The organism is Stutzerimonas stutzeri SDM-LAC, assembly GCF_000235745.1.
Lineage (GTDB): Bacteria > Pseudomonadota > Gammaproteobacteria > Pseudomonadales > Pseudomonadaceae > Stutzerimonas > Stutzerimonas stutzeri_H.
The window spans coordinates 1-20,253 of sequence record NZ_AGSX01000148.1 but is presented as its reverse complement, the minus strand read 5'-3'; the positions used below and the strand labels follow the sequence as shown (position 1 = coordinate 20,253).

The 20,253-nt window shown below is 61.0% G+C and carries 18 protein-coding genes; 14 read left to right on the top strand and 4 right to left on the bottom strand.

Features of this window, described 5'->3' with window-relative positions:
• Positions 1-65 precede the first annotated feature (65 nt).
• The 5 genes from PSTU_RS0115420 to gcvP all read left to right on the top strand — a co-directional run bounded on the left by PSTU_RS0115420 (position 66) and on the right by gcvP (position 7,491).
• Positions 66-1,067, top strand: a complete 1,002-nt coding sequence (locus PSTU_RS0115420) for an extracellular solute-binding protein (protein WP_019341923.1) — start codon at positions 66-68, stop codon at positions 1,065-1,067.
• A 138-nt stretch (positions 1,068-1,205) separates the two neighbouring features.
• A complete protein-coding gene (locus PSTU_RS0115415; RefSeq protein WP_019341922.1) occupies positions 1,206-2,822 on the top strand; it encodes an ABC transporter permease in 1,617 nt (538 codons plus the stop codon).
• Between the two features lie 137 nt (positions 2,823-2,959).
• On the top strand, positions 2,960-4,042 hold the full coding sequence (gene gcvT / locus PSTU_RS0115410; protein ID WP_019341921.1) for a glycine cleavage system aminomethyltransferase GcvT: 1,083 nt from the start codon (positions 2,960-2,962) through the stop codon (positions 4,040-4,042).
• Positions 4,043-4,120: 78 nt separating this feature from the next.
• On the top strand, positions 4,121-4,510 hold the full coding sequence (gcvH, locus tag PSTU_RS0115405) for a glycine cleavage system protein GcvH (protein WP_019341920.1): 390 nt from the start codon (positions 4,121-4,123) through the stop codon (positions 4,508-4,510).
• Positions 4,511-4,614: 104 nt separating this feature from the next.
• Positions 4,615-7,491, top strand: a complete 2,877-nt coding sequence (gene gcvP / locus PSTU_RS0115400) for an aminomethyl-transferring glycine dehydrogenase (RefSeq protein WP_019341919.1) — start codon at positions 4,615-4,617, stop codon at positions 7,489-7,491.
• A 56-nt stretch (positions 7,492-7,547) separates the two neighbouring features.
• Here gcvP and yihA read toward each other — a convergent pair whose 3' ends face one another.
• Positions 7,548-8,210, bottom strand: a complete 663-nt coding sequence (gene yihA, locus PSTU_RS0115395) for a ribosome biogenesis GTP-binding protein YihA/YsxC (protein ID WP_019341918.1) — start codon at positions 8,208-8,210, stop codon at positions 7,548-7,550.
• A gap of 277 nt (positions 8,211-8,487) precedes the next feature.
• On the opposite strand from yihA, the gene PSTU_RS0115390 reads away from it, so the two are divergent.
• The 5 genes from PSTU_RS0115390 to PSTU_RS0115370 all read left to right on the top strand — a co-directional run bounded on the left by PSTU_RS0115390 (position 8,488) and on the right by PSTU_RS0115370 (position 13,585).
• Positions 8,488-9,120, top strand: a complete 633-nt coding sequence (locus PSTU_RS0115390; RefSeq protein WP_019341917.1) for a c-type cytochrome — start codon at positions 8,488-8,490, stop codon at positions 9,118-9,120.
• A 187-nt stretch (positions 9,121-9,307) separates the two neighbouring features.
• Positions 9,308-9,937, top strand: coding sequence for a thiol:disulfide interchange protein DsbA/DsbL (locus PSTU_RS0115385; protein ID WP_029404822.1), 630 nt, complete (start codon positions 9,308-9,310; stop codon positions 9,935-9,937).
• Positions 9,938-9,943: 6 nt separating this feature from the next.
• On the top strand, positions 9,944-10,813 hold the full coding sequence (locus tag PSTU_RS0115380; protein WP_019341915.1) for an endonuclease/exonuclease/phosphatase family protein: 870 nt from the start codon (positions 9,944-9,946) through the stop codon (positions 10,811-10,813).
• Positions 10,813-12,660: a GGDEF domain-containing protein gene (locus PSTU_RS0115375; protein ID WP_019341914.1), complete on the top strand. Its 1,848-nt coding sequence runs from the start codon at positions 10,813-10,815 to the stop codon at positions 12,658-12,660. The genes PSTU_RS0115380 and PSTU_RS0115375 overlap by 1 nt, the downstream gene beginning before the upstream one ends.
• Before the next feature lie 148 nt (positions 12,661-12,808).
• Positions 12,809-13,585 carry an N-acetylmuramoyl-L-alanine amidase gene (locus tag PSTU_RS0115370; RefSeq protein WP_019341913.1) on the top strand — a complete coding sequence of 259 codons (777 nt, stop codon included), beginning with the start codon at positions 12,809-12,811 and terminating at the stop codon, positions 13,583-13,585.
• Between the two features lie 9 nt (positions 13,586-13,594).
• Here PSTU_RS0115370 and PSTU_RS0115365 read toward each other — a convergent pair whose 3' ends face one another.
• Genes PSTU_RS0115365 through algB form a run of 3 tightly spaced genes read right to left on the bottom strand, consistent with a single transcriptional unit; the run spans position 13,595 to position 17,168 of the window.
• Complete coding sequence (locus PSTU_RS0115365; protein ID WP_019341912.1) at positions 13,595-14,002, bottom strand: DUF1330 domain-containing protein; 408 nt, start codon at positions 14,000-14,002, stop codon at positions 13,595-13,597.
• 35 nt (positions 14,003-14,037) lie between these two features.
• A complete protein-coding gene (locus PSTU_RS0115360; RefSeq protein WP_019341911.1) occupies positions 14,038-15,825 on the bottom strand; it encodes a KinB sensor domain-containing domain in 1,788 nt (595 codons plus the stop codon).
• Positions 15,822-17,168: a sigma-54-dependent response regulator transcription factor AlgB gene (gene algB / locus PSTU_RS0115355; RefSeq protein WP_019341910.1), complete on the bottom strand. Its 1,347-nt coding sequence runs from the start codon at positions 17,166-17,168 to the stop codon at positions 15,822-15,824. Before algB ends, PSTU_RS0115360 begins: the two co-directional genes overlap by 4 nt.
• Before the next feature lie 301 nt (positions 17,169-17,469).
• On the opposite strand from algB, the gene PSTU_RS0115350 reads away from it, so the two are divergent.
• The 4 genes from PSTU_RS0115350 to PSTU_RS0115335 all read left to right on the top strand — a co-directional run.
• Positions 17,470-17,913, top strand: a complete 444-nt coding sequence (locus PSTU_RS0115350; RefSeq protein WP_019341909.1) for a ferritin-like domain-containing protein — start codon at positions 17,470-17,472, stop codon at positions 17,911-17,913.
• A gap of 181 nt (positions 17,914-18,094) precedes the next feature.
• Positions 18,095-18,331, top strand: a complete 237-nt coding sequence (locus PSTU_RS0115345) for a hypothetical protein (RefSeq protein WP_019341908.1) — start codon at positions 18,095-18,097, stop codon at positions 18,329-18,331.
• Between the two features lie 68 nt (positions 18,332-18,399).
• Positions 18,400-18,570 carry a DUF1328 domain-containing protein gene (locus tag PSTU_RS21380; RefSeq protein ID WP_019341907.1) on the top strand — a complete coding sequence of 57 codons (171 nt, stop codon included), beginning with the start codon at positions 18,400-18,402 and terminating at the stop codon, positions 18,568-18,570.
• Between the two features lie 457 nt (positions 18,571-19,027).
• Positions 19,028-20,253 (top strand): nucleoside recognition domain-containing protein (locus PSTU_RS0115335; RefSeq protein WP_019341906.1); only part of this gene is annotated, 1,226 nt, incomplete at its 3' end.

The window sequence follows — 20,253 nt, the reverse complement described above, 5'->3', positions numbered from 1 at the left end:
CGTTGAGAAAGTAAATGACATTCACTACTATTCAGCCTCTTGAACTATTTCTAAGAGGCTGATCCATGCAGGCAAGCAAAGGTTTACTCGCCGTTCTCGCGCTCACCGCGGTGTCGAGTGCTGTACAGGCTGCCGAGGAAGTAGTGGTCTACTCTTCGCGGATCGATGAGTTGATCAAGCCGGTTTTCGATGCCTACACGGTCAAGACGGGCGTTGACGTCAAGTTCATCACCGACAAGGAAGCGCCGCTGATGGCCCGCATCAAGGCGGAAGGCGAAAACACGCCGGCGGACCTGCTCCTGACGGTCGACGGCGGTAACCTCTGGCAGGCCGAACAGATGGGTATCCTGCAGCCGATGAACTCGGCGGTAGTGAACGACAACATCCCTTCGCAGTACCGCTCTTCTACCGACGGCTGGACGGGTTTGTCGTTGCGGGCGCGGACCATTGTCTACTCGCCGGAGCGTGTCGAAGAGGGCGAGCTGACGACCTACGAAGCCCTGGCCGACAAGAACTGGGAAGGCCGTCTGTGCCTGCGGACCAGCAAGAAGGTATACAACCAGTCTCTGACCGCCACGCTGATCGAAACCCACGGCGCCGAGAAGACTGAAGAAATCATCAAGGGTTGGGTCAACAACCTGGCGACAGACGTGTTTGCCGATGACACTGCGTTGATTCAGGCAATCGATGCCGGCCAGTGTGACGTGGGTATCGTCAATACCTACTACTACGGGCGCCTGCATGCGCAAAACCCTGATCTGAAAGCCAAGCTGTTCTGGCCGAATCAGGACGGTCGTGGCGTGCACGTCAACCTGTCGGGTATCGGCCTGACCAAGCACGCGCCGCACCCCGAGGCTGCACGCAAGCTGGTCGAATGGATGACCACCCCCGAAGCGCAGAGCATCTTTGCCGATATCAATATGGAATTCCCGGCGAACCCCGAGGTGAAGTCTTCCGTTGAGGTCTCTGCCTGGGGTGATTTCAAGGCGGACACCATTCCGGTCGAAGTTGCCGGTAAGCGTCAGGCTGAAGCGATCATGCTGATGGACCGCGCCGGTTGGCGATAAGCCGCTATCGGCTGGCAGCCTAGACAGCCAGGCAGGCTCCGTGCACTTCTGAATGCCTGGCTTTGCAGTTTGCAGCTACGGCTATAATCGACGCCCCCGCATACCGGGGGCGTTGTCTTTTTTGCTTTTGAGGCTTGCGTGTCCCACCCCGTCGAGCGCCGTTGGTATCCCATCACTTTCGCAGTTGCCGCGCTGGTATTGCTGCCGCTGAGCGTCCTGCTGTTCAGTTGGAGCGATATCGATACCGGTATCTGGTCGCACCTCTGGCAGACCCAGATGCCGCGTCTGCTGGGCAATACGCTAACGCTGGTGCTGGGCGTTTCGGTGGGTGTAACCGTGCTCGGAGTCAGCCTCGCCTGGCTGACCTCCCTCTGCGAGTTTCCAGGGCGGCGCTGGCTGGATTGGGCGCTGATGCTGCCGTTTGCCATTCCCGCCTATGTACTGGCGTTCGTCTTCATCGGGCTGCTCGATTTCGCCGGGCCGGTGCAGACGCTGGCTCGCGAGTGGTTTGGCAATGGGGTGCGCTTTCCGCGGGTCCGCTCCACCGGCGGTGTCATCACCGTGCTGGTGCTGGTTTTCTATCCGTACGTCTATCTGCTTGCCCGCTCAGCCTTCATTGCCCAGGGCAAGGGTCTGATGGAAGCGGCGCGAGTCCTGGGTAAATCGCCCTGGAAGGCGTTCTGGAGTGTCGCATTGCCGATGGCGCGGCCAGCTATCGGCGCTGGCTTGGCCTTGGCGCTGATGGAAACACTGGCCGATTTCGGTGCCGTGGCGGTGTTCAATTTCGATACGTTCACCACGGCTATCTACAAGACCTGGTATGGGTTTTTCAGTCTCACCAGCGCGACCCAACTGGCCAGTTTGTTGTTGTTGGCGGTGATGCTGGTGCTCTACGGCGAGCGGCGCGCGCGCGGTGCGGCCAGGCCGGCGAACGACCGGGCGCGCTCGGCGGTCCTTTATCGCCTCCGCGGTTTCAAGGCTCTGGCCGCAAGCAGCTGGTGTGGGCTGGTGTTTCTCTGCGCCTTTGTCATACCCGTGCTGCAGTTGCTGGTTTGGCTCTGGCAGCGTGGTCGCTTTGATCTCGATGAGCGCTACACCGGCTTGATCCTGCACACGCTCTACCTGGGTGGACTGGCGGCGCTGATCACGGTCACCGTGGCGCTGTTGCTGGCTTTTGCGCGACGTCAGGCACCGCTGCGTCCGATAAAAATGGCCGTAGGCTTGGCGAACCTGGGTTACGCCCTGCCGGGGTCGGTGTTGGCCGTGTCGATCATGCTCGCGTTCAGCTACCTGGATCGCGAACTGGTGGTTCCGTTGTCCGGCTGGCTCGGAGGGGCGGAAAAGCCGATCCTGCTCGGAAGTCTCGGTGCCTTGCTGCTGGCTTATCTGATTCGCTTCATGGCGGTAGCGTTCGGCCCGCTGGAAAGCGCGCTGGCACGCATCCGGCCCTCTCTGCCGCAAGCGTCGCGCAGCCTGGGTGTCGGCGGGCCGGCATTGTTCTTCCGTGTCTATTTGCCGCTGCTGCTGCCCGGCACGCTGAGCGCCGCATTGTTGGTCTTCGTCGATGTGCTCAAGGAAATGCCGGCCACGTTGCTGATGAGGCCGTTCGGTTGGGACACGCTGTCGGTGCGGATCTTTGAGATGACCAGCGAAGGCGAGTGGGCGCGTGCGGCCTTGCCGGCACTGACGCTGGTACTGGTTGGACTGTTGCCGGTCATCCTGTTGATCCGCCGCTCTGCACGGCGAGTTGGTTGAGCGCTCCATCGCCTCACCGTGACCTACCACGGCCTTGGGGCTACAATGCGCGCCATCCAAAAAACGTCGGGCCTGTTGCTCGGCCCTAATAAGCTCTACCCACGCCGCTTCGGCGACCTGCCCGGAAGGAGAAACCCATGGGTCAGCGTACTCCCCTCTACGATCAGCACCTTGCACTTGGCGCCAAGATGGTCGACTTCGGTGGCTGGGACATGCCGCTGCATTACGGCTCCCAGGTTGAAGAACATCATCAGGTGCGACGTGATTGTGGCGTGTTTGACGTCTCCCACATGACGGTCGTCGATGTCGAAGGAGCGGATGCCAAAGCCTATCTCCAGCGCCTGCTGGCCAACGATGTTGGCCGCCTCGGACAGGTGGGCAAAGCACTTTATTCAGCGATGCTCAACGAGCGCGGCGGCGTGGTCGATGACCTGATCGTCTACCTCACTGACTGGGGCTATCGCCTGGTGGTCAACGCCAGCACCCGCGACAAGGATCTGGCCTGGATGCAAGCGCAGACCGAGGGGTTTGCTGTGGATGTGACCGAGCGTCCCGAGCTGGCGATGCTGGCGATCCAGGGTCCCCACGCGCGGGTGCGCACCGCGGAACTGGTCAACCAGGCCCGAGCTGCGTTGATTCATGAGCTCAAGCCGTTTCACGGTCGCGCCGTCGGCGATTGGTTCATCGGTCGCACGGGCTATACCGGCGAGGACGGCTTGGAAATCATCCTGCCTGCCGAGCAAGCTCCGGATTTTCTCAGCGAACTGGTCGGTGCCGGAATTTCACCCATCGGACTGGGCGCCCGTGACACGCTACGACTGGAGGCTGGGCTGAATTTGTACGGCCAGGATATGACCGAGGACGTCTCCCCGCTGCAGGCCAACATGGCCTGGACCGTGGCATGGGAGCCAGCCGAGCGTGACTTTATAGGTCGCGCCGAGCTGGAGGCTCAGAAGGCGCAAAGCGATCTGCCGAAACTGGTAGGGCTAGTGCTCGAAGAGCGTGGCGTTCTGCGTGCCCATCAGACCGTTCGCATCAACGGCTTGGGCGAGGGCGAAATCACCAGCGGCAGTTTTTCGCCTACGCTTGGCAAAGCCATCGCGCTGGCGCGTGTTCCTGCCGGGGCGGGTGACCGGGCCGAGGTGGAAATTCGTGGTAAGTGGTATCCCGTGCGTGTGGTGCAGCCGACTTTCGTGCGTCACGGCAAAGTACTGGTGTAAATTCGGCCAACTGCTATCCAGTGGCGGGCCGCAGAGCTTGCTACGCACGCAAACCGACAGCTTTTTGAGGACATACGAATGAGCGACATCCCCAGCGATCTGCGTTACGCCGCCAGCCACGAGTGGGCTCGTCTCGAAGCCGACGGAAGTGTGAGCGTTGGTATCTCCGATCATGCCCAGGAAGCCCTGGGTGACGTGGTGTATGTGGAGCTGCCAGAGGTCGGCCAGCAGCTGACCGCCGGGCAACAAGCGGGTGTGGTGGAGTCAGTGAAGGCCGCTTCGGATATCTATGCGCCAATTTCCGGAGAAGTGGTCGCGATCAACGAACAGCTCACGGATTCGCCGGAAGGCGTCAACAGCGAACCTTATGGCAGCTGGTTCTTCCGGCTTCAACCGAGCGACGCCTCGCAACTGGAAAATCTGCTCGACGCAGAGGGCTACAAAGCCGCCTGCGCCGCCGAAGCCTAAGCGTTCCAACTCAAAAGCCCCGCAACGCAGACCTGTGAAAATCGAGCAACGTTTTTCACAGCAGTCCGATATGCCGGGGCTTTTATCTTCCGAGAGAAGCAGTGATGTCTCAAGTGCCGCGCCTTTCCCAGCTCCAGCAACCTGACGCCTTTTTGCGTCGTCATCTCGGCCCTGATGCGACTGAACAGCAGGCCATGCTCGAAGCGCTCGGCTTGTCCAGCCGCGAAGAGTTGATCAAGCAGACCGTGCCGCCGGCGATTCGTCTGCAGGACGACCTGGCACTGCCGGCGGCGCTGGACGAGCAGGAAGCACTGGCGCGCCTGCGTGGCTATGCGGAACAGAACCAGCTGTGGACCAGCCTGATCGGCATGGGTTACCACGGCACCATCACGCCGCCGGTAATCCTGCGCAACGTGCTGGAGAATCCGGGTTGGTACACCGCTTATACGCCCTATCAGCCGGAGATTGCCCAGGGGCGGCTGGAAGCGCTGTTGAATTTCCAACAGTTGACCATCGACCTCACCGGTCTCGACCTGGCCAACGCCTCGCTGCTCGATGAAGCGACTGCAGCAGCAGAAGCCATGACTCTGGCGCGGCGCATGGCCAAGAGCAAAAGCAACTGCTTCTTCGTCGATGAGAACTGTCATCCGCAGACGCTCTCAGTGGTGCGGACGCGTGCCGAAGCCTTTGGTTTTGAGCTAGTGGTCGGTGCGCTTGAGGATATTGCGGCGCAGGACGTCTTCGGCGCACTGCTGCAGTACCCCGATACCCACGGTGAAATTCGCGATCTGCGCCCTGCGATCGAGGCGCTGCATGCCCAGCGAGCGCTGGCCTGCGTTGCGGCTGACCTGCTTAGCCTGCTGCTGCTGACTCCGCCCGGCGAGCTCGGTGCGGATGTGGTGCTCGGTTCGACTCAGCGTTTCGGTGTGCCGATGGGCTACGGTGGTCCGCATGCGGCCTATTTCGCTACCCGCGATGCCTTCAAGCGCGCCATGCCCGGCCGCATCATTGGCGTATCCAAGGATGCCCGAGGCAACACGGCGCTACGCATGGCACTGCAAACGCGCGAGCAACATATCCGTCGCGAAAAGGCCAATTCGAACATCTGTACCGCGCAGGTGCTGTTGGCCAATATCGCCAGTTGCTTTGCGGTCTACCACGGCCCTGAAGGGCTAAAGCGCATTGCCCAGCGTACCCATCGACTGACCTCGATTCTGGCCAGCGCGCTGGAAAAGAATGGCATCAAGCGCCTCAACCAGCACTTCTTCGACACCCTCAGCCTGGAGGTTGGCGGCGCGCAGACTGCGATACTCGAAAGCGCACGTGCCGCTCGGATCAACCTGCGCATTCTCGGTCGCGGCAAGCTGGGCGTTAGCCTCGACGAGACGTGCAACGAGCAGACCGTCGAGCAGCTGCTGACGATCTTCGTTGGAGCAGATCACGGGTTGAAGGTGGCGACGTTGGATGCCGGCGAAATCACCAGCGGTATCCCGGCGGCGCTGCAACGCAGCAGCGGCTACCTGGCGCACCCGGTGTTCAATAGCCACCACAGCGAAACCGAGATGCTGCGCTATCTCAAGCAGCTGGAGAACAAGGACCTGGCGCTGAACCAGGCGATGATTCCGCTCGGTTCCTGCACCATGAAGCTGAACGCCACCAGCGAGATGATCCCAATCACCTGGCCGGAATTCGCCAACCTGCATCCGTTCGCCCCGCAGGAACAGGCTCAGGGTTACAAGCTGATGATTGACGAGCTGGAGGCCTGGCTCTGTGCGATCACCGGCTTCGACGCGATCTCCATGCAGCCCAACTCGGGCGCACAGGGCGAATACGCCGGCCTAGTGGCGATCCGCAAATATCATGAAAGCCGCGGCGAAGGCCAGCGAGATATCTGCCTGATTCCGTCGTCTGCCCACGGTACCAATCCGGCCTCGGCGCAGATGGTCAGCATGCGCGTCGTCATTGTCGAGTGCGACAAGGCGGGCAATGTCGATCTGGAAGATCTCAAGCGCAAGGCGGCCGAGGCCGGCGACAAACTGTCGTGCCTGATGATCACCTACCCATCGACTCACGGCGTGTACGAAGAGGGGATTCGCGAGATCTGCGAAGCGATCCATGCCCAGGGCGGCCAGGTGTACATGGATGGCGCCAACCTTAATGCCCAGGTTGGCCTGGCACGGCCGGCGGAAATTGGCGCCGACGTCTCGCATATGAACCTGCACAAGACTTTCTGCATCCCGCACGGCGGCGGCGGTCCGGGCATGGGGCCGATCGGCATCAAGGCGCATCTGCAGCCGTTCGTTTCCAACCATCCGGTTATCGAACTGCAAGGTCCCAACCCAGAGAATGGCGCGGTCAGCGCGGCGCCTTGGGGAAGCGCAAGCATTTTGCCGATCAGCTGGATGTATATCGCCATGATGGGCCCGCAGCTGCGCGATGCGACCGAGGTTGCGATTCTAAGTGCCAACTACCTCGCAATGCGTCTTGGGGACGCCTTCCCGGTGCTCTACAGCGGTCGTAACGGCCGCGTAGCACACGAATGCATCATCGACCTGCGACCACTCAAGGCGCAGACCGGCATCACCGAGGAGGACGTCGCCAAGCGACTGATCGATTACGGCTTCCATGCGCCGACCATGTCCTTTCCGGTGCCCGGCACGCTGATGATCGAGCCGACCGAGAGCGAGTCGAAAGCTGAGCTGGATCGTTTCGTCGAAGCGATGCTGAGCATTCGCGCCGAGATCGCCAGGGTGCAGGATGGTGGCTGGCCTGCAGAGGACAATCCGCTGGTACGCGCGCCGCACACATTGGCCGACATAACCAACCTGTGGGACCGTCCGTACAGCATCGCCGAAGGGGTGACACCGAGTGCTCACACTCAGGCGCACAAGTATTGGCCAGCGGTGAACCGGGTCGACAACGTATTTGGCGACCGCAACCTGTTCTGCGCCTGCGTACCGGTTGAGGATTATCGCGAGTAAGTGCGCTCCGCCCGTTCTGGCCTTGCGTCCGAACGGGCGGCATCGCTTCCGGAGGTTCAGCCTTTTCGTGAAGGCTCGTTGACAGGCTCCTCGCCGTCTTCCCCGATCATCCCGAGCAGCTGCGCCAGTACCAGTTGGGCTTCCTCGACACCCTGACGTTTCGGTGCCGAGAACAGCTGGACGCTGACACCGTCTCCCCACCCTTTGCGAATATCGCGCTGGATCGCCAGGAGCGCGTTCTTCGCCGCGCCAAAGGCGAGCTTGTCCGACTTGGTCAACAGGATATGCAGCGGCATCTCGCTGGCGTTCGACCAGTCGAGCATCATGCGGTCGAATTCAGTCAGTGGATGGCGAATGTCCATCATCAGGAACACGCCAGCGAGACTCTCGCGACTGCTCAGATAAGCTTCCAGATGACGCTGCCAATGCTGCTTGAGAGGGATCGGCACTTTTGCATAGCCGTAACCAGGGAGGTCGACCAGGCGGTGATGGTCGTCGAGGCTGAAAAAGTTAAGTAACTGGGTGCGCCCCGGCGTTTTCGACGTGCGGGCGAGACTGGCATGGGTGAGCGTGTTCAGCGCACTGGATTTGCCCGCGTTCGAGCGACCGGCGAAAGCGACTTCCAGGCCCTCGTCAGCCGGACATTGATCGACCTTGGCGGCACTGGTCATAAACGTGGCTTGCTGGCAGAGGCCTAGAATCGGGTTTTTTGGGAGCATGGGGTTTCCGGTGAGTGCGCGGGGTGCGGCAATGGTTCATTTCCGTTTCAGGAGCGCCAGTATATAATGCCGCAGATTTTGTGTGCGCTTTGGTCTAAAAACGAGACCGGGGGCCTGCTCCGTTGGCCGCTTTTGGCACGGATCGGAGGCGACCCAGGCATTGCTAGAGCGCCAGATCAGGCGTTACCCCGTTTAATAGCGAGCGTCGCCATGGCCCTAAGCGGTCGGACTGCCGAATAAGATTCCTTTAAACCCTTAGCCGTAGTTGGATGAGCTGATGAACAAAGTACTCGTGAGTCTGCTGTTGACCCTTGGCATCACCGGTATCGCCCACGCGGCTGGAAATGCAGAAGCCGGAAAAGAAAAGGTTGCCGTCTGTGGTGCTTGCCACGGTGTCGATGGAAACAGCGCCGCACCGAACTTCCCGAAACTCGCAGGCCAGGGCTCGAACTATCTGTTCAAGCAGCTGCAAGATATCAAGTTGGGCAGCAGCCCCACTGCCGAACCGGGTGTTGGTCGCAAGGTGCTGGAAATGACCGGTATGCTCGATCCATACAGCGATCAAGATCTCCAGGACATCGCCGCCTATTTTGCTAGCCAGAAGATGAGCATCGGCATGGCCGACCCGGCTCTGGTCGCTCAGGGCGAGCAACTTTACCGCGGTGGCAAGCTGGAACAGGGCATGCCGGCTTGCACCGGCTGCCACGCACCGGACGGCGTTGGCAATAACCTGGCGCGTTTCCCACGTCTGGGCGGCCAGCACGCGGCCTATACCGCCAAGCAACTCACCGACTTCCGCGAGGGTGATCGCACCAACGATGGCGACACGGCGATCATGCGTACCATCGCGTCGAAGCTGAGCAACAAGGATATCCAGGCCCTTTCGAGCTACATCCAGGGTCTGCACTGATCGTTAGTTAGACGGGTCAGCCTGCAAAAGGGCGTCCAAGGCTAGAGCCTGGACGCCTTTTTTTGTTTTTGGCCTCACTATAATGATTGTCAAGATATTGAAAAGCGGCGCAAAGCGCTGGCGAGCACAGATGAATTGCTGCAGCCTATGGCCTATCGGTCAGCCGTTCATTACCAAGGGAGTCACCATGCGTAAACTCGTCCTCAGCGCCCTGCTCGTTACCGCCAGTCTGTTCGGCTTTTCAGCCAGTGCGGCAGATTTCCAGGCCGGAAAAGAATATGTCGAGCTGAAGAATCCGGTACCGGTTGCCGAGCCGGAAAAGATCGAGGTCGTCGAGCTGTTCTGGTATGGCTGCCCGCATTGCTACCAGTTCGAGCCGGTAATCAACCCATGGGTCAAGCAACTGCCTGATGATGTCGACTTCAAACGCATCCCGGCGATGTTCGGCGGTGTTTGGAACACGCACGGACAGATGTTCCTTGCGCTGGAGTCCATGGGCGTCGAGCAGAAAGTCCATGATGCGGTGTTCAACGCCTATCATCGCGACGGCAACAAGCTCGAAACCCCGGAGAAGATGGCCGAGCTCCTTGAGGAGCAGGGTGTCGACAAGCAAGCGTTCCTCAAGGCTTATAACTCCTTCGGCGTGAAGAGCCGTGCCGAACAGGCGAAGAAGCTGGCGATGGCCTATCAGATCACCGGTGTTCCAGTGATGATCGTCAACGGCAAGTACCGCTTCGATATCGGATCCGCCGGCGGCCCGGAGCGCGCCCTGGAAGTCGCTGACTTCCTCATCGAAAAAGAACGCGCAGCCCGGTAAGCGCGCGTGCTTCGTCGCTGGAGCTCACCACGCCTGGCCGGCCCCGGCCAGGCACAGGTCAATCCACTTTGCCTGGACTCCAGCGGCCTGCCCTGCGACGGCCGGCTGCGTCTGCTGAGTTTCAACATTCAGGTCGGCATCAGCACCGAGCGTTATCACCATTACCTAACCCGTAGCTGGCAGCATCTATTGCCGCACACTGGACGCGCCCGGAACTTGCAACGCATCGGCGAGTTGCTCGGCAACTACGATCTCGTGGCGCTGCAGGAAGCGGACGGGGGCAGCCTGCGATCGGGCTATATCAACCAGGTCGAGCACCTTGCGCAGCTGGGTGCTTTTCCCTATTGGTACCAGCAACTCAACCGCAACCTGGGGCGCTTCGCTCAGCACAGTAACGGTGTGTTAAGTCGACTGGAACCGCAGGGGCTGGAAGACCATCCATTGCCGGGCCCATCTGGGCGCGGTGCGATTCTGCTGCGCTTCGGCCAGGGTGAGAATGCGCTCGTCGTGGTGGTGATGCATCTGGCTCTGGGCGGCGGTGCGCGCACCCGCCAGCTGGCCTATATCCGCGATCTGATCGGCGGTTACCGACACCAGATTCTGATGGGCGACATGAACACCCATGCCAGCGACCTGCTGGAGAACTCACCGCTGCGTGATCTTGGTTTGCAAGCACCGCAAATTGAGGCGACCTTTCCCAGCTGGCGTCCGCAACGCTGTCTTGATCACATTCTGCTGAGCCCCAGCCTGACACTCGAACGTGTCGATGTGCTCGCCCAGGCGACGTCGGATCACCTGCCGGTGGCGGTGGAAATCCGCTTGCCAGATGCGCTGCACGACGCCGACGCATTGCCTGTACCTATGGATAGGACCTGATGAGCGACGACGCGCAACGCTGGAAAGACAAATATCTGCACCAGTTGGAGCAGCAGGAACAGCTCGAAGGGCGCTGGAACACGCGGCTGGATCTGTTGCGTCGCAGTCTGGTCCGCAGCAGCTTCGCCGTGGACGGTGCTGATCCGGCTGTTGAGCGCTGCATGCGCGAGCTGCGCGATGTGCTGCGTGACGATGTACAGGATGATCGCCTGGGTGCGCTGGTTCCTCGGCTTGAACGCGCGGTGCTCGACACTGAGCGCAGTAAACAGGAACGCCTCGAGCGACTGACCGAGTCGCTCGATCGACTGACCTCGCAACTGCTCGAATTGCCATTGCCCAGCGAAATCCGCAAACCGTTGAAGCAGTTTTCCCGGCAGCTTGTCGAGCGGGCTGCCCAATCGCGTGAGCTGCCCACGTTACTGGCTGAGCTTGGTGAGTTGCAAAGTCTGGCCTTGGGTGCGCAGCGGCCGTCAGCGGGAACCAGTTCGGTAGGGCTGCTCGGCCGTTTGTTTGGTCAGCGCGAGCGTGCAGTCGAGGCTGGCTCGAAACCTGGCGACGATCCGTCATCGTTTTCGGCAGAACCCGAGGAATCGCTTTCCGGGCTGCCGCTCATTCGGCAGCCGGAAGCGCCCCTGCAGCCGGACGCCGCAGATCCCGCTACGCCGGTGACGCAAGCGCTGCAGGCTGCCATCGATATCGCCGGGCCACACCGCGAGGCGATGATCGACGTGAGGTTGCCGGAACTCTCGGCGCAGGACCAGTCGCCTGACTCGTATCGGTTGCCGCCCTCGCCGGAGCAGGCCTACAGCGCGATTGCCGAGCGCGTCGAGTCGACCCTGCTCGGTCTTCTCGAGGACTTACATCTTCCTGAACACCAGCAGACGCAGGCTCAGACCTTGCGCGATCGGATTCAGCAGGGCCTGAACTGGTATGAGCTGGTGCCGGTGCTCGATGATCTGGCTCAGCTGATGTTAGCCGTGGCTGATCAGGGGCAGCGTGAATTCGAAAGCTACCTGAGCCTGCTCAACGAGCGGCTTGCCACCATGCAGGACAGCCTTTGCGCCGCCCGCGAAGGGCACGTGCAGAGCAAGGAGACGGCCCAGGCGCTTGATGAAGAGCTGCGCCAGCAGGTCGGCGGTCTGCAAGACAGCATGCTCGGCGCCAAGGATCTGCCGAGCCTGAAGCAGACGGTTCAATCGCGTTTGGACGGTTTGCTGGAGACCGTCGATGCGTATCAGCGTCAGCGCAGTGAACATGAACAGGCCTTGAGCGACCGCCTCGGCACCTTGGTTGAGCGGGTGGCAAACCTGGAAAAGGCGGCCACGGGAATGCGCGAGCATCTCGAAGAGCAGCGCCAGAAGGCCCTGCAGGACCCGCTTACCGGCCTGCCCAATCGAGCGGCCTGGGACGAGCGCCTGCAGCTTGAGGTCGCGCGCCATCAGCGCTATGGCGGTCAGCTGCTGCTCGCGGTTCTGGACGTCGATCACTTCAAGCGTATCAACGACAGTTTCGGCCATCTGGCGGGCGATCGAGTGCTGAAGATCATCGCCAGCGAGTTGCGCAAGCGGCTGCGCAAGACCGACTTCATCGCCCGTTTCGGCGGCGAAGAGTTCGCGCTGTTGCTGCCCGAAACGCCCGCTGCTGCGGGGCTTCAGCTACTCGATAGCTTGCGAACAGGTATCGAGAACTGTCCTTTCCACTTCAAGGGCGCTCGCATCCAGGTAACCCTGTCGGGTGGGCTTGCAAGCTTCGCTGCAGCCGATCGAGGCGAGCAAGTGTTCGAGCGCGCAGACCGAGCGCTTTATCGGGCCAAGGATTCCGGTCGCAACCGTATCGAAGCGGACTGACGGGGCGCGCTGGGAGCCCAGGGATCGCAACGGTATAATCCCACTCTTTGCGCTGGCGTCGATTCTCTCGGCGCTTCCCAGCGGGCCGCCGTCCGGCCCGATCAGCTGATCCAATCTGCGTCATCTCGCTGTCGACCAGAGGTCCCGTATGAAAGCCTTGATCCTCGCCTTGTTTGGCCTGTTGCTTGTCGGCTGCTCCAGCGGTCCGCGTATCGATACCCGCCATACGTCGCTGGGTCAGGACAGCCGAGCGCAGTTCATCGTGCTTCATTACACCTCGAGTGATCTGCAGCGGTCGTTGGAGATTCTCAAGGGCGACGGTGTCAGCAGCCACTACCTGATCGGCGAGAGACCCGCGACCATCTACCGTCTGGTCGATGAAGATCGTCGTGCCTGGCACGCCGGAGAAAGCCAATGGAATGGGCGGACCTGGCTTAATTCCAGCTCCATTGGTATCGAACTGGTTAATCGCGGCTATATCGAAAGCGCCAATGGGCGGCTCTGGTATCCGTACTCCGATGAGCAGATAGACGCGTTGATCGTGCTGCTCAAGGACATCATGCGGCGTCACGGACTGAAGCCTGGCGCCATCGTTGGGCACAGCGATATTGCCCCGCAACGCAAGGTCGATCCGGGCCCGCTGTTTCCCTGGAAGCGGCTGGCGGACGCCGGCCTGGTGCCGTGGCCGGAGGCCCAGGCCGTAGCCCGTCAGCGCAGCCTGTTCGCGACTGCTGTACCGGATGTGGCCTGGTTCCAGTCACAACTGGCGGAGCAGGGTTATCGGGTGCCTGAGCACGGCTATCTCGACCTGGAAACCCGCAATGTCATTGCCGCGTTTCAGATGAAGTATCGCCCGGCACGTTTCGATGGCGAGCCGGATGCGGAAACCGCAGCGCTGCTTGCGGTGCTGAATGCGGCGGGCTGAGGCATCAACTTAACTGCGCGGGCTGCAGCCGATCAGCCTCGAGTCGGCGAGCGCTGCAGTGCGGTGGACGGTGGCGGCGCGGTATTCCGTGTCCGCCAGCATTGCCAGAAACGCTTCAGGCGAAGGGTAGCGCACCAGCAATAGCTCATCCCATTGCTCCTGCTCCGGCGCAATCAACGCGACGTGGGCGTTGGCCATGGTCTCCACCTGACCACCGGCTGCGCGCACCTTCGTGATGGCCGTGCGGCTGTAGATTGCATAGGCTTCGCGGCCGGAACAGGACGGATGGCCGCTCTCGGTAGGGTAGGTGGCTTGATCGTGGAAACGCAGCAGGTTGAGCATGAGGATCGGCTCGCCGGCAGGCATCTGCTCGGCGAAGCGCTGCAGCTGCTCCTGGCTGGGGTTGAGGCTGGGCATGGCGGCTCCTTGTTATTCTCGCCGCCCTGCCAGGCTCAGATGGGCAGGGCGATGTAGAAGATGGTGCCGTGGCCGATCCGTGAATGCACGCCGATACGACCACCATGCAGCTGAGCGATCTCCTTGCATAAGGCAAGGCCCAGTCCGGCGCCGCCGCGGCGTCGGCCGATTTGCACGAACGGCTCGAAGATACGCGCCTGCTGGCTGTAGGGAATGCCCTCGCCGTTGTCCTCGACGCTGAGAATCACCCGTTCGCCGTGATGCCGTGCCAGCAGGCGGATCTCGCCGCCATCCGGTGTGTGTCGCAGGGCATTGCTGAGCAGGTTGTCTAGTGTCCGGTCCATCTGCAGCTGATCCAGCAACAGGCTTGGCAGTGGCGTCTGTAGTTCCAGCTTGATTTCGATGCCGTTTTGCGCGGCGCTTGCCTCGAAGCGCTGCCGCGCCTGCTCGAGGAGCACTGCCGGGTCGCATGGCACGCGTTCGAGCTTTTGCTGGCCACTCTGGTAACGCGAAAAGTTGAGCAGATCGTTGATCAGCGTGACCAGGCGCTGCATCTCTTCATGCACGGTGGTGAACAGGTCGGCTTCGCGGCTGTTGTCCGGGTAGTGCGTTCGTTCGCGCAGCAGGCTGAAGGCCATCTGCATGCCCGTCACCGGCGTGCGCAGTTCATGCGAGGCACGCAGGACGAACTCGTTGCGCACGCGCTCGAACGTGCGCTGGTCGGTGACGTCGTGGAGCACCATCACCGCGCCACTGATGCGGCCGTCGTGATGGTTCACCGGGCTCATGCGCCACGACAACAAGCGACGCTCGCCGTCGGCCTCGATTACCAGATCCTCCGGCGGGCCGGATAACGGCGTGTCGGCCAGCACCTGACACGCGGCCTCGTCCAGCTCCGGATAGCCGAGGGCTTGGCCAAGCGTCGAACCCAGATGTTCGGTCTCCCAGGCCAGCTGCCGTTGCGCGACTGGGTTGGCATGTTCCAGGCGGCCCTGGCGGTCGATGATCAACAGGCCGTCATCGATGCTGTCGAGCAACGCTTGCAGCCGTTGCTGACCATCCACCAGCGCTTCGACATTGGTTTGCTTGAACTGATGCAGGGCCTGCGCCATCAGACCGAAGCGACGAATCAACGACGACAGCTCGGCGATGGGTGAGGCGGGCAGGTTGATGTTGAAGTCGCCGCGGCCGATCTGGTCGGCCACGCTGGACAGTTGCTCGATGGGGTCACCGAAGCGTCGGGCGAAGCTGTGTGCGGTGACGAAACCAATCAGCAGCACCGCAATGCCGGTCAAACCAAGCAGCCCGGCGAGCAGCTGTGCGCGCTCGCGGCTGCGAATCTCGGTGTCGCGAATCTGGTTGTAGGCGGCTTGTTGCATGTCGACCATCAACTCGCGGACGCGGTTGAAGGATTGGCTGAGAGGATTGTCCTCGAGCAGTGTTGCGTTCAGGTTGGATGGCGTTTCCAGCTGCATGGCAAAGCGCGCGTAAGCGTCTTCGATGGCTTTATAAGCATTACGGTCCTGCTCGTCGGTAGCGTCAGCCATACCGCGCGCCAGTGCGCTCAAAAAGATATCGCGAGATTCGTTCAGCGCCTCAAGGTCGCGCTCTTCGCGGACCAGCAACAGCAGTTGGTTGCCCAGCGCCTGGCGCAGCTGCTGGTTGAGCTCGATGACTCCGAAGTTGTCACGGATGAGATGTTCCTGGCTTTTTGCCATTTGCACGACGCTGACCAGCGCCAGTAGCAGCCCAAGCAAGGCCACTGTCATCAATGCGGAGAACCCCAGGAACAGCCGGGTCCTCAGCTTCATCTGGATTTTCATAGGCCGTATTGCTTGCGTTTTCGATAGAGCGTCGAGGCGTCGATGCCAAGAATCCGGGCGGCTTGTTCAAGGGTGTCGCTGGTGCTCAGTACCCCAGAGATATGCGCTTTTTCCAGCGCTTCCAGACTGAGCGGTTCGCCAATCCGCGGGGCGTTGCTGACGGCCTGATCGGCCAGGCCAAGATGGCTGACTTCGATCATGTCCTGCGGGCAGATGATGCTGGCGCGCTCGACCACGTTGCGCAATTCGCGGACGTTGCCTGGCCAGCGGTAGGCTTTCAGTGCGCCAATGGCGCTGTCGCTGAAGCCGCGTGCCGGGCGCCCGTAGCTTTTCACGAAAAACGCCAGGAAGCGTTCGGCGAGGGTCAGGACGTCTTCTGGCCGTTCGCGCATGGGCGGCAGGTTCAGGGTGATGACATTCAGGCGATAGAGCAGGTCTTCACGGAATTTACCTTCACGCACCATTTCTTCGAGGTTGAGGTTGGTGGCAGCGAGGATGCGCACGTCGGCCCGCCGGGTGACCGGGTCACCGACGCGCTCGTATTCCTTGTCCTGAATGAAGCGCAGCAGTTTCGGCTGCAAGGCGAGAGGAAAGTCGCCGATCTCGTCGAGAAACAGTGTGCCGCCGTCGGCCTGGTTGACGCGGCCCAGGGTGCTTTCTGTAGCCCCGGTAAAGGCGCCGCGGTTGTGCCCGAACAGTTCGCTTTCCATCAGGTCCGCCGACAGGGACGGGCAGTTGATGGTGATGAACGCTTTCTTCGAGCGCCGGCTCCAGTTGTGGATCGCCCGCGCCAGTTCGCCTTTGCCCGTGCCTGATTCGCCGAGGATGAGGATGTTCGCGTCGGTATCGGCCACCTGGCGAGCCGTTTCCAGCACATTCATCATCGCCGGGCTGTACGAGCCCAACGCATCGCTGCGTTTCTGCACCTCGCCTTCCAGCGCTTCCAGGCGCGCAGCCATCTGCCGGACTTCCAGCTGCTTGGCAGCCGACAGACGCAGCTGCTCGGGGCTGCACGGCTTGACCAGGTAGTCCGCGGCGCCCGCTTGCATCGCGTCCACCGCAGTGTCCACCGCCGAATGAGCGGTGACGATGACTACGCGCATCCAGGGTGCAAGCACGCGCATCTGCTGCAGCACATCGAGACCGTTGTCTTCACCCAGACGAAGGTCCAGAAAGCACAGGTCGAACACCTGCCGCTGCAGGATCGATTCGGCCTGGGAAGCACTGGCGGCCGTAACCACCGTGTAGCCGCGGTCCTCGAGACAGTAGCGGAACGTGCGCAGAATCGCTGCTTCGTCGTCCACTAAAAGGATGCGGCCGCCAGTGTCGGTCGTTTGGTCCATGAATGCTCCAGTCAGGCAAAAGCGGTGAATGTTTGGCGAGTCGGTTGCGAGCAAACCCGTGATGCGTCGGCGGTCGGTAGCTCAGCGCCTGCCGTTAGTCTACGCAAAGCCATGCAAGTTGCACGGTATGCACAGGTCTTTCCTGCAGCCTGCAATCAAGCGTTAAGCGAAACGGCTATGCAAGTGGCTGATTATAAAGGTGTTTGGTTGTTATTAGTGCTGGCATGGGGCTTGCGGTCGTTTCCCGGCACGCACGTCTTCGACGGCAGTCGAGACGCATCGCATCTGATTCGGAGGCCCCATGAACCAGAACATGAACCAACTCAACGAACTCATCGAAATCACCCGCGACGGTCAGCATTTCTATCAGCATGCGCTTGACGAGGTGAAGGACGTCGAACTGCAGCATCTGTTCCGAGATATGGCGCAGGCCAAGACGCACATCATCCAGGCGCTCTCGGTGAAGGTCGCGGCCAATCAATTGCAACCTGCACAAGGCGGCACCACAGCCGGCAAGCTGCGAGAGATGTACGCCGACACCAAGGCGCAGCTAGGCGACACCGACGCGGTGTACATCGACCAGCTCGACCAGACCGAAGAGCGCATCCTGGCCGCCTTCGAGGATGCGCTGAAAACAGCAGATCCTGATGTAAAGGCGTTGCTGGCCATCGAGCTGCCGAAAATCCGGGCCTGCCACGAGCGTATTCACACGCTTAATCACAGTGGCAGAAACAGCAGGGATTAGTCCGTCGTGCAAATCGCCCGGCATGCCGCACGGGCATCGTGCAATATAAATTGGCGCGGCTAGGTTTGGTGTAGATAAGTCATTGAAATTAAAGGCGTTATTGTAAACCTAACGAATGGCACGGCCCCTGCAACATAACCGCTAAGACAGACATGCCCCGCATGCTTAGAAGGAGTTGAGGATGAATCGTCAAGCACGTTTCCTACTGGTTGGAAAAGGTTTCCTTACCGCTGCTGTGGTCACCCTGATCATTGGTGCCGAACAGCCGTCCTCGGAGCCGTTCAGCCGGACGCAGCACGAGCCGGCGGAACGAATCCACATGTACGACGCTCAACCTGTAGGGATCGTGCAAACCGGACCCGCCCCGCAGACGATTGATTATCTGCAAGGGCGGTCGGAACAACGTTGGGTTTTCTAGTTGGAGGTCGGCGAGCCGATCCAGATCGGTCCCGCTGAAGATGTCCTGAACTGAAGAGGAGTTACACCATGCTGAGTTGGGCTATTACGTTTCTGATCATTGCCATCATCGCTGCAGTACTGGGCTTCGGTGGTATCGCTGGCACTGCGACGGGCATCGCTAAGATCCTGTTCGTGGTTTTCCTGGTCCTGTTTGTGGCTTCGCTGATTTTCGGACGGGGCCGCGGCCCGCGAGCCTGATGCGTAAAGTCGCTCGTCAGGTCGGCTGCACTTAATTAGGGAAGCGACAGCGGCTGGATGCCTTTATTCAAGCCTTCGTCAAAAGCGGAGTGCTGATACTGGGGTGAATCTTTCGGTGATCACCCAGCCCCTGCAATGGGGGAGCCAAGGGGTTGGGACGCTCTTCAACGGAGCGACCTAGGGGTACAGGGGGTGCCTCCATCATGAACCGGGCTCGGTTGAAGCCAACCGAAGGTGGGGTCCCCGCCTTCGGTTTGCGATTTCTCCAGTGGGTCAGCCCATAGTGGGTCAGCTGTTTCAATGGCGTTTTCGAACGCTGGCTGACAGCCCTGCGCAATGCCGCTACCCTTCGCGCGGCCTGATTCGCTGCACTCCCCTTGGCTTCGTCCTGCTTGGTTCATGGCCGTTCTCCCGCCGCACCGCTATCATCGCGCGCAGTCATTCGTTGGAGAACCACATGCTCAACGGCCTCTGGCTGGGCTTTTTTCTTATCGCTGCGATTGCTGCGCTGGGGCGCTGGCTGCTCGGCGACGACCCGGCTGTATTTGCCGCCCTGGTCGAAAGTCTATTCGCCATGGCCAAGCTGGCTGTGGAGATCATGATCGTGCTGTTTGGCACGCTGACGCTTTGGCTCGGTTTTCTACGTATCGCCGAGAAGGCTGGCCTGATCGAACAACTGGCGCGCTTGCTCGGGCCGCTGTTCCGTCGGTTGATGCCGGAAGTGCCAGCCGGGCACCCGGCCTTGGGGCTGATCACCCTCAACTTCGCTGCCAACGGGCTGGGCCTGGACAACGCCGCCACGCCCATCGGCCTGCGCGCGATGCGTGCCCTGCAGGAGCTCAATCCGAGCAAGACGGTCGCCAGTAACGCGCAGATCCTGTTTCTGGTGCTCAACACCTCCTCGCTGACGCTGTTGCCGGTGTCGATCTTCATGTACCGCGTGCAGCAAGGCGCTGAAGACCCGACTCTGGTCTTTCTGCCTATTCTGCTGGCCACCACCGCATCTTCACTGGCAGGCCTCTTGGCGGTTGCGCTGGTTCAGCGCCTGCGTCTCTGGGACCCAGTCGTTCTCGCCTATCTGGTTCCTGGGGCGCTGCTCCTAGGCGGATTCATGACGTTGCTCGCCGGGCTTTCGGCTACCGCGCTTTCATCCTTGTCATCGCTGCTTGGCAACCTCACATTGTTCGGCTTGATCATCGCGTTCCTCATCGTCGGTGCGCTGCGTAAGGTGCCGGTCTACGAGAGTTTTGTCGAAGGCGCGCAGGAAGGCTTTGATGTCGCCAAAAGCCTGCTGCCCTATCTGATCGCCATGCTCTGTGCGATTGGCGTGTTCAGAGCTTCCGGCGCGCTGGATTTCGGACTCGACGGAATCCGATGGCTGGTGGAAGCGTTGGGCTGGGATACCCGTTTCGTCGACGCGCTACCCACAGCGTTGGTCAAACCGTTTTCCGGCAGTGCCGCTCGCGCCATGCTGATCGAGACCATGCAGAGTCAGGGCGTGGACAGCTTTGCAGCGCTGGTTGCCGCGACGGTGCAAGGCAGCACCGAAACCACCTTCTATGTATTGGCCGTGTATTTCGGGGCAGTGGGCATCCAGCGGGCGCGGCATGCGGTGGGCTGCGCGTTGGCGGCGGACTTCGCCGGAATCACGGCGGCGATTCTGGTCTGCTACTGGTTTTTCGG

What these genes read in the sequence shown, in the direction of transcription:
- PSTU_RS0115420 (WP_019341923.1), top strand. Translation starts at nt 66, where the DNA reads ATGCAGGCAAGCAAAGGTTTACTCGCCGTTCTCGCGCTCACCGCGGTG.
- gcvT (WP_019341921.1), top strand. Translation starts at nt 2,960, where the DNA reads ATGGGTCAGCGTACTCCCCTCTACGATCAGCACCTTGCACTTGGCGCC.
- gcvH (WP_019341920.1), top strand. Translation starts at nt 4,121, where the DNA reads ATGAGCGACATCCCCAGCGATCTGCGTTACGCCGCCAGCCACGAGTGG.
- gcvP (WP_019341919.1), top strand. Translation starts at nt 4,615, where the DNA reads ATGTCTCAAGTGCCGCGCCTTTCCCAGCTCCAGCAACCTGACGCCTTT.
- yihA (WP_019341918.1), bottom strand. Translation starts at nt 8,210, where the DNA reads ATGCTCCCAAAAAACCCGATTCTAGGCCTCTGCCAGCAAGCCACGTTT.
- PSTU_RS0115390 (WP_019341917.1), top strand. Translation starts at nt 8,488, where the DNA reads ATGAACAAAGTACTCGTGAGTCTGCTGTTGACCCTTGGCATCACCGGT.
- PSTU_RS0115385 (WP_029404822.1), top strand. Translation starts at nt 9,308, where the DNA reads ATGCGTAAACTCGTCCTCAGCGCCCTGCTCGTTACCGCCAGTCTGTTC.
- PSTU_RS0115375 (WP_019341914.1), top strand. Translation starts at nt 10,813, where the DNA reads ATGAGCGACGACGCGCAACGCTGGAAAGACAAATATCTGCACCAGTTG.
- PSTU_RS0115370 (WP_019341913.1), top strand. Translation starts at nt 12,809, where the DNA reads ATGAAAGCCTTGATCCTCGCCTTGTTTGGCCTGTTGCTTGTCGGCTGC.
- PSTU_RS0115365 (WP_019341912.1), bottom strand. Translation starts at nt 14,002, where the DNA reads ATGCCCAGCCTCAACCCCAGCCAGGAGCAGCTGCAGCGCTTCGCCGAG.
- PSTU_RS0115360 (WP_019341911.1), bottom strand. Translation starts at nt 15,825, where the DNA reads ATGAAAATCCAGATGAAGCTGAGGACCCGGCTGTTCCTGGGGTTCTCC.
- algB (WP_019341910.1), bottom strand. Translation starts at nt 17,168, where the DNA reads ATGGACCAAACGACCGACACTGGCGGCCGCATCCTTTTAGTGGACGAC.
- PSTU_RS0115350 (WP_019341909.1), top strand. Translation starts at nt 17,470, where the DNA reads ATGAACCAGAACATGAACCAACTCAACGAACTCATCGAAATCACCCGC.
- PSTU_RS0115345 (WP_019341908.1), top strand. Translation starts at nt 18,095, where the DNA reads ATGAATCGTCAAGCACGTTTCCTACTGGTTGGAAAAGGTTTCCTTACC.
- PSTU_RS21380 (WP_019341907.1), top strand. Translation starts at nt 18,400, where the DNA reads ATGCTGAGTTGGGCTATTACGTTTCTGATCATTGCCATCATCGCTGCA.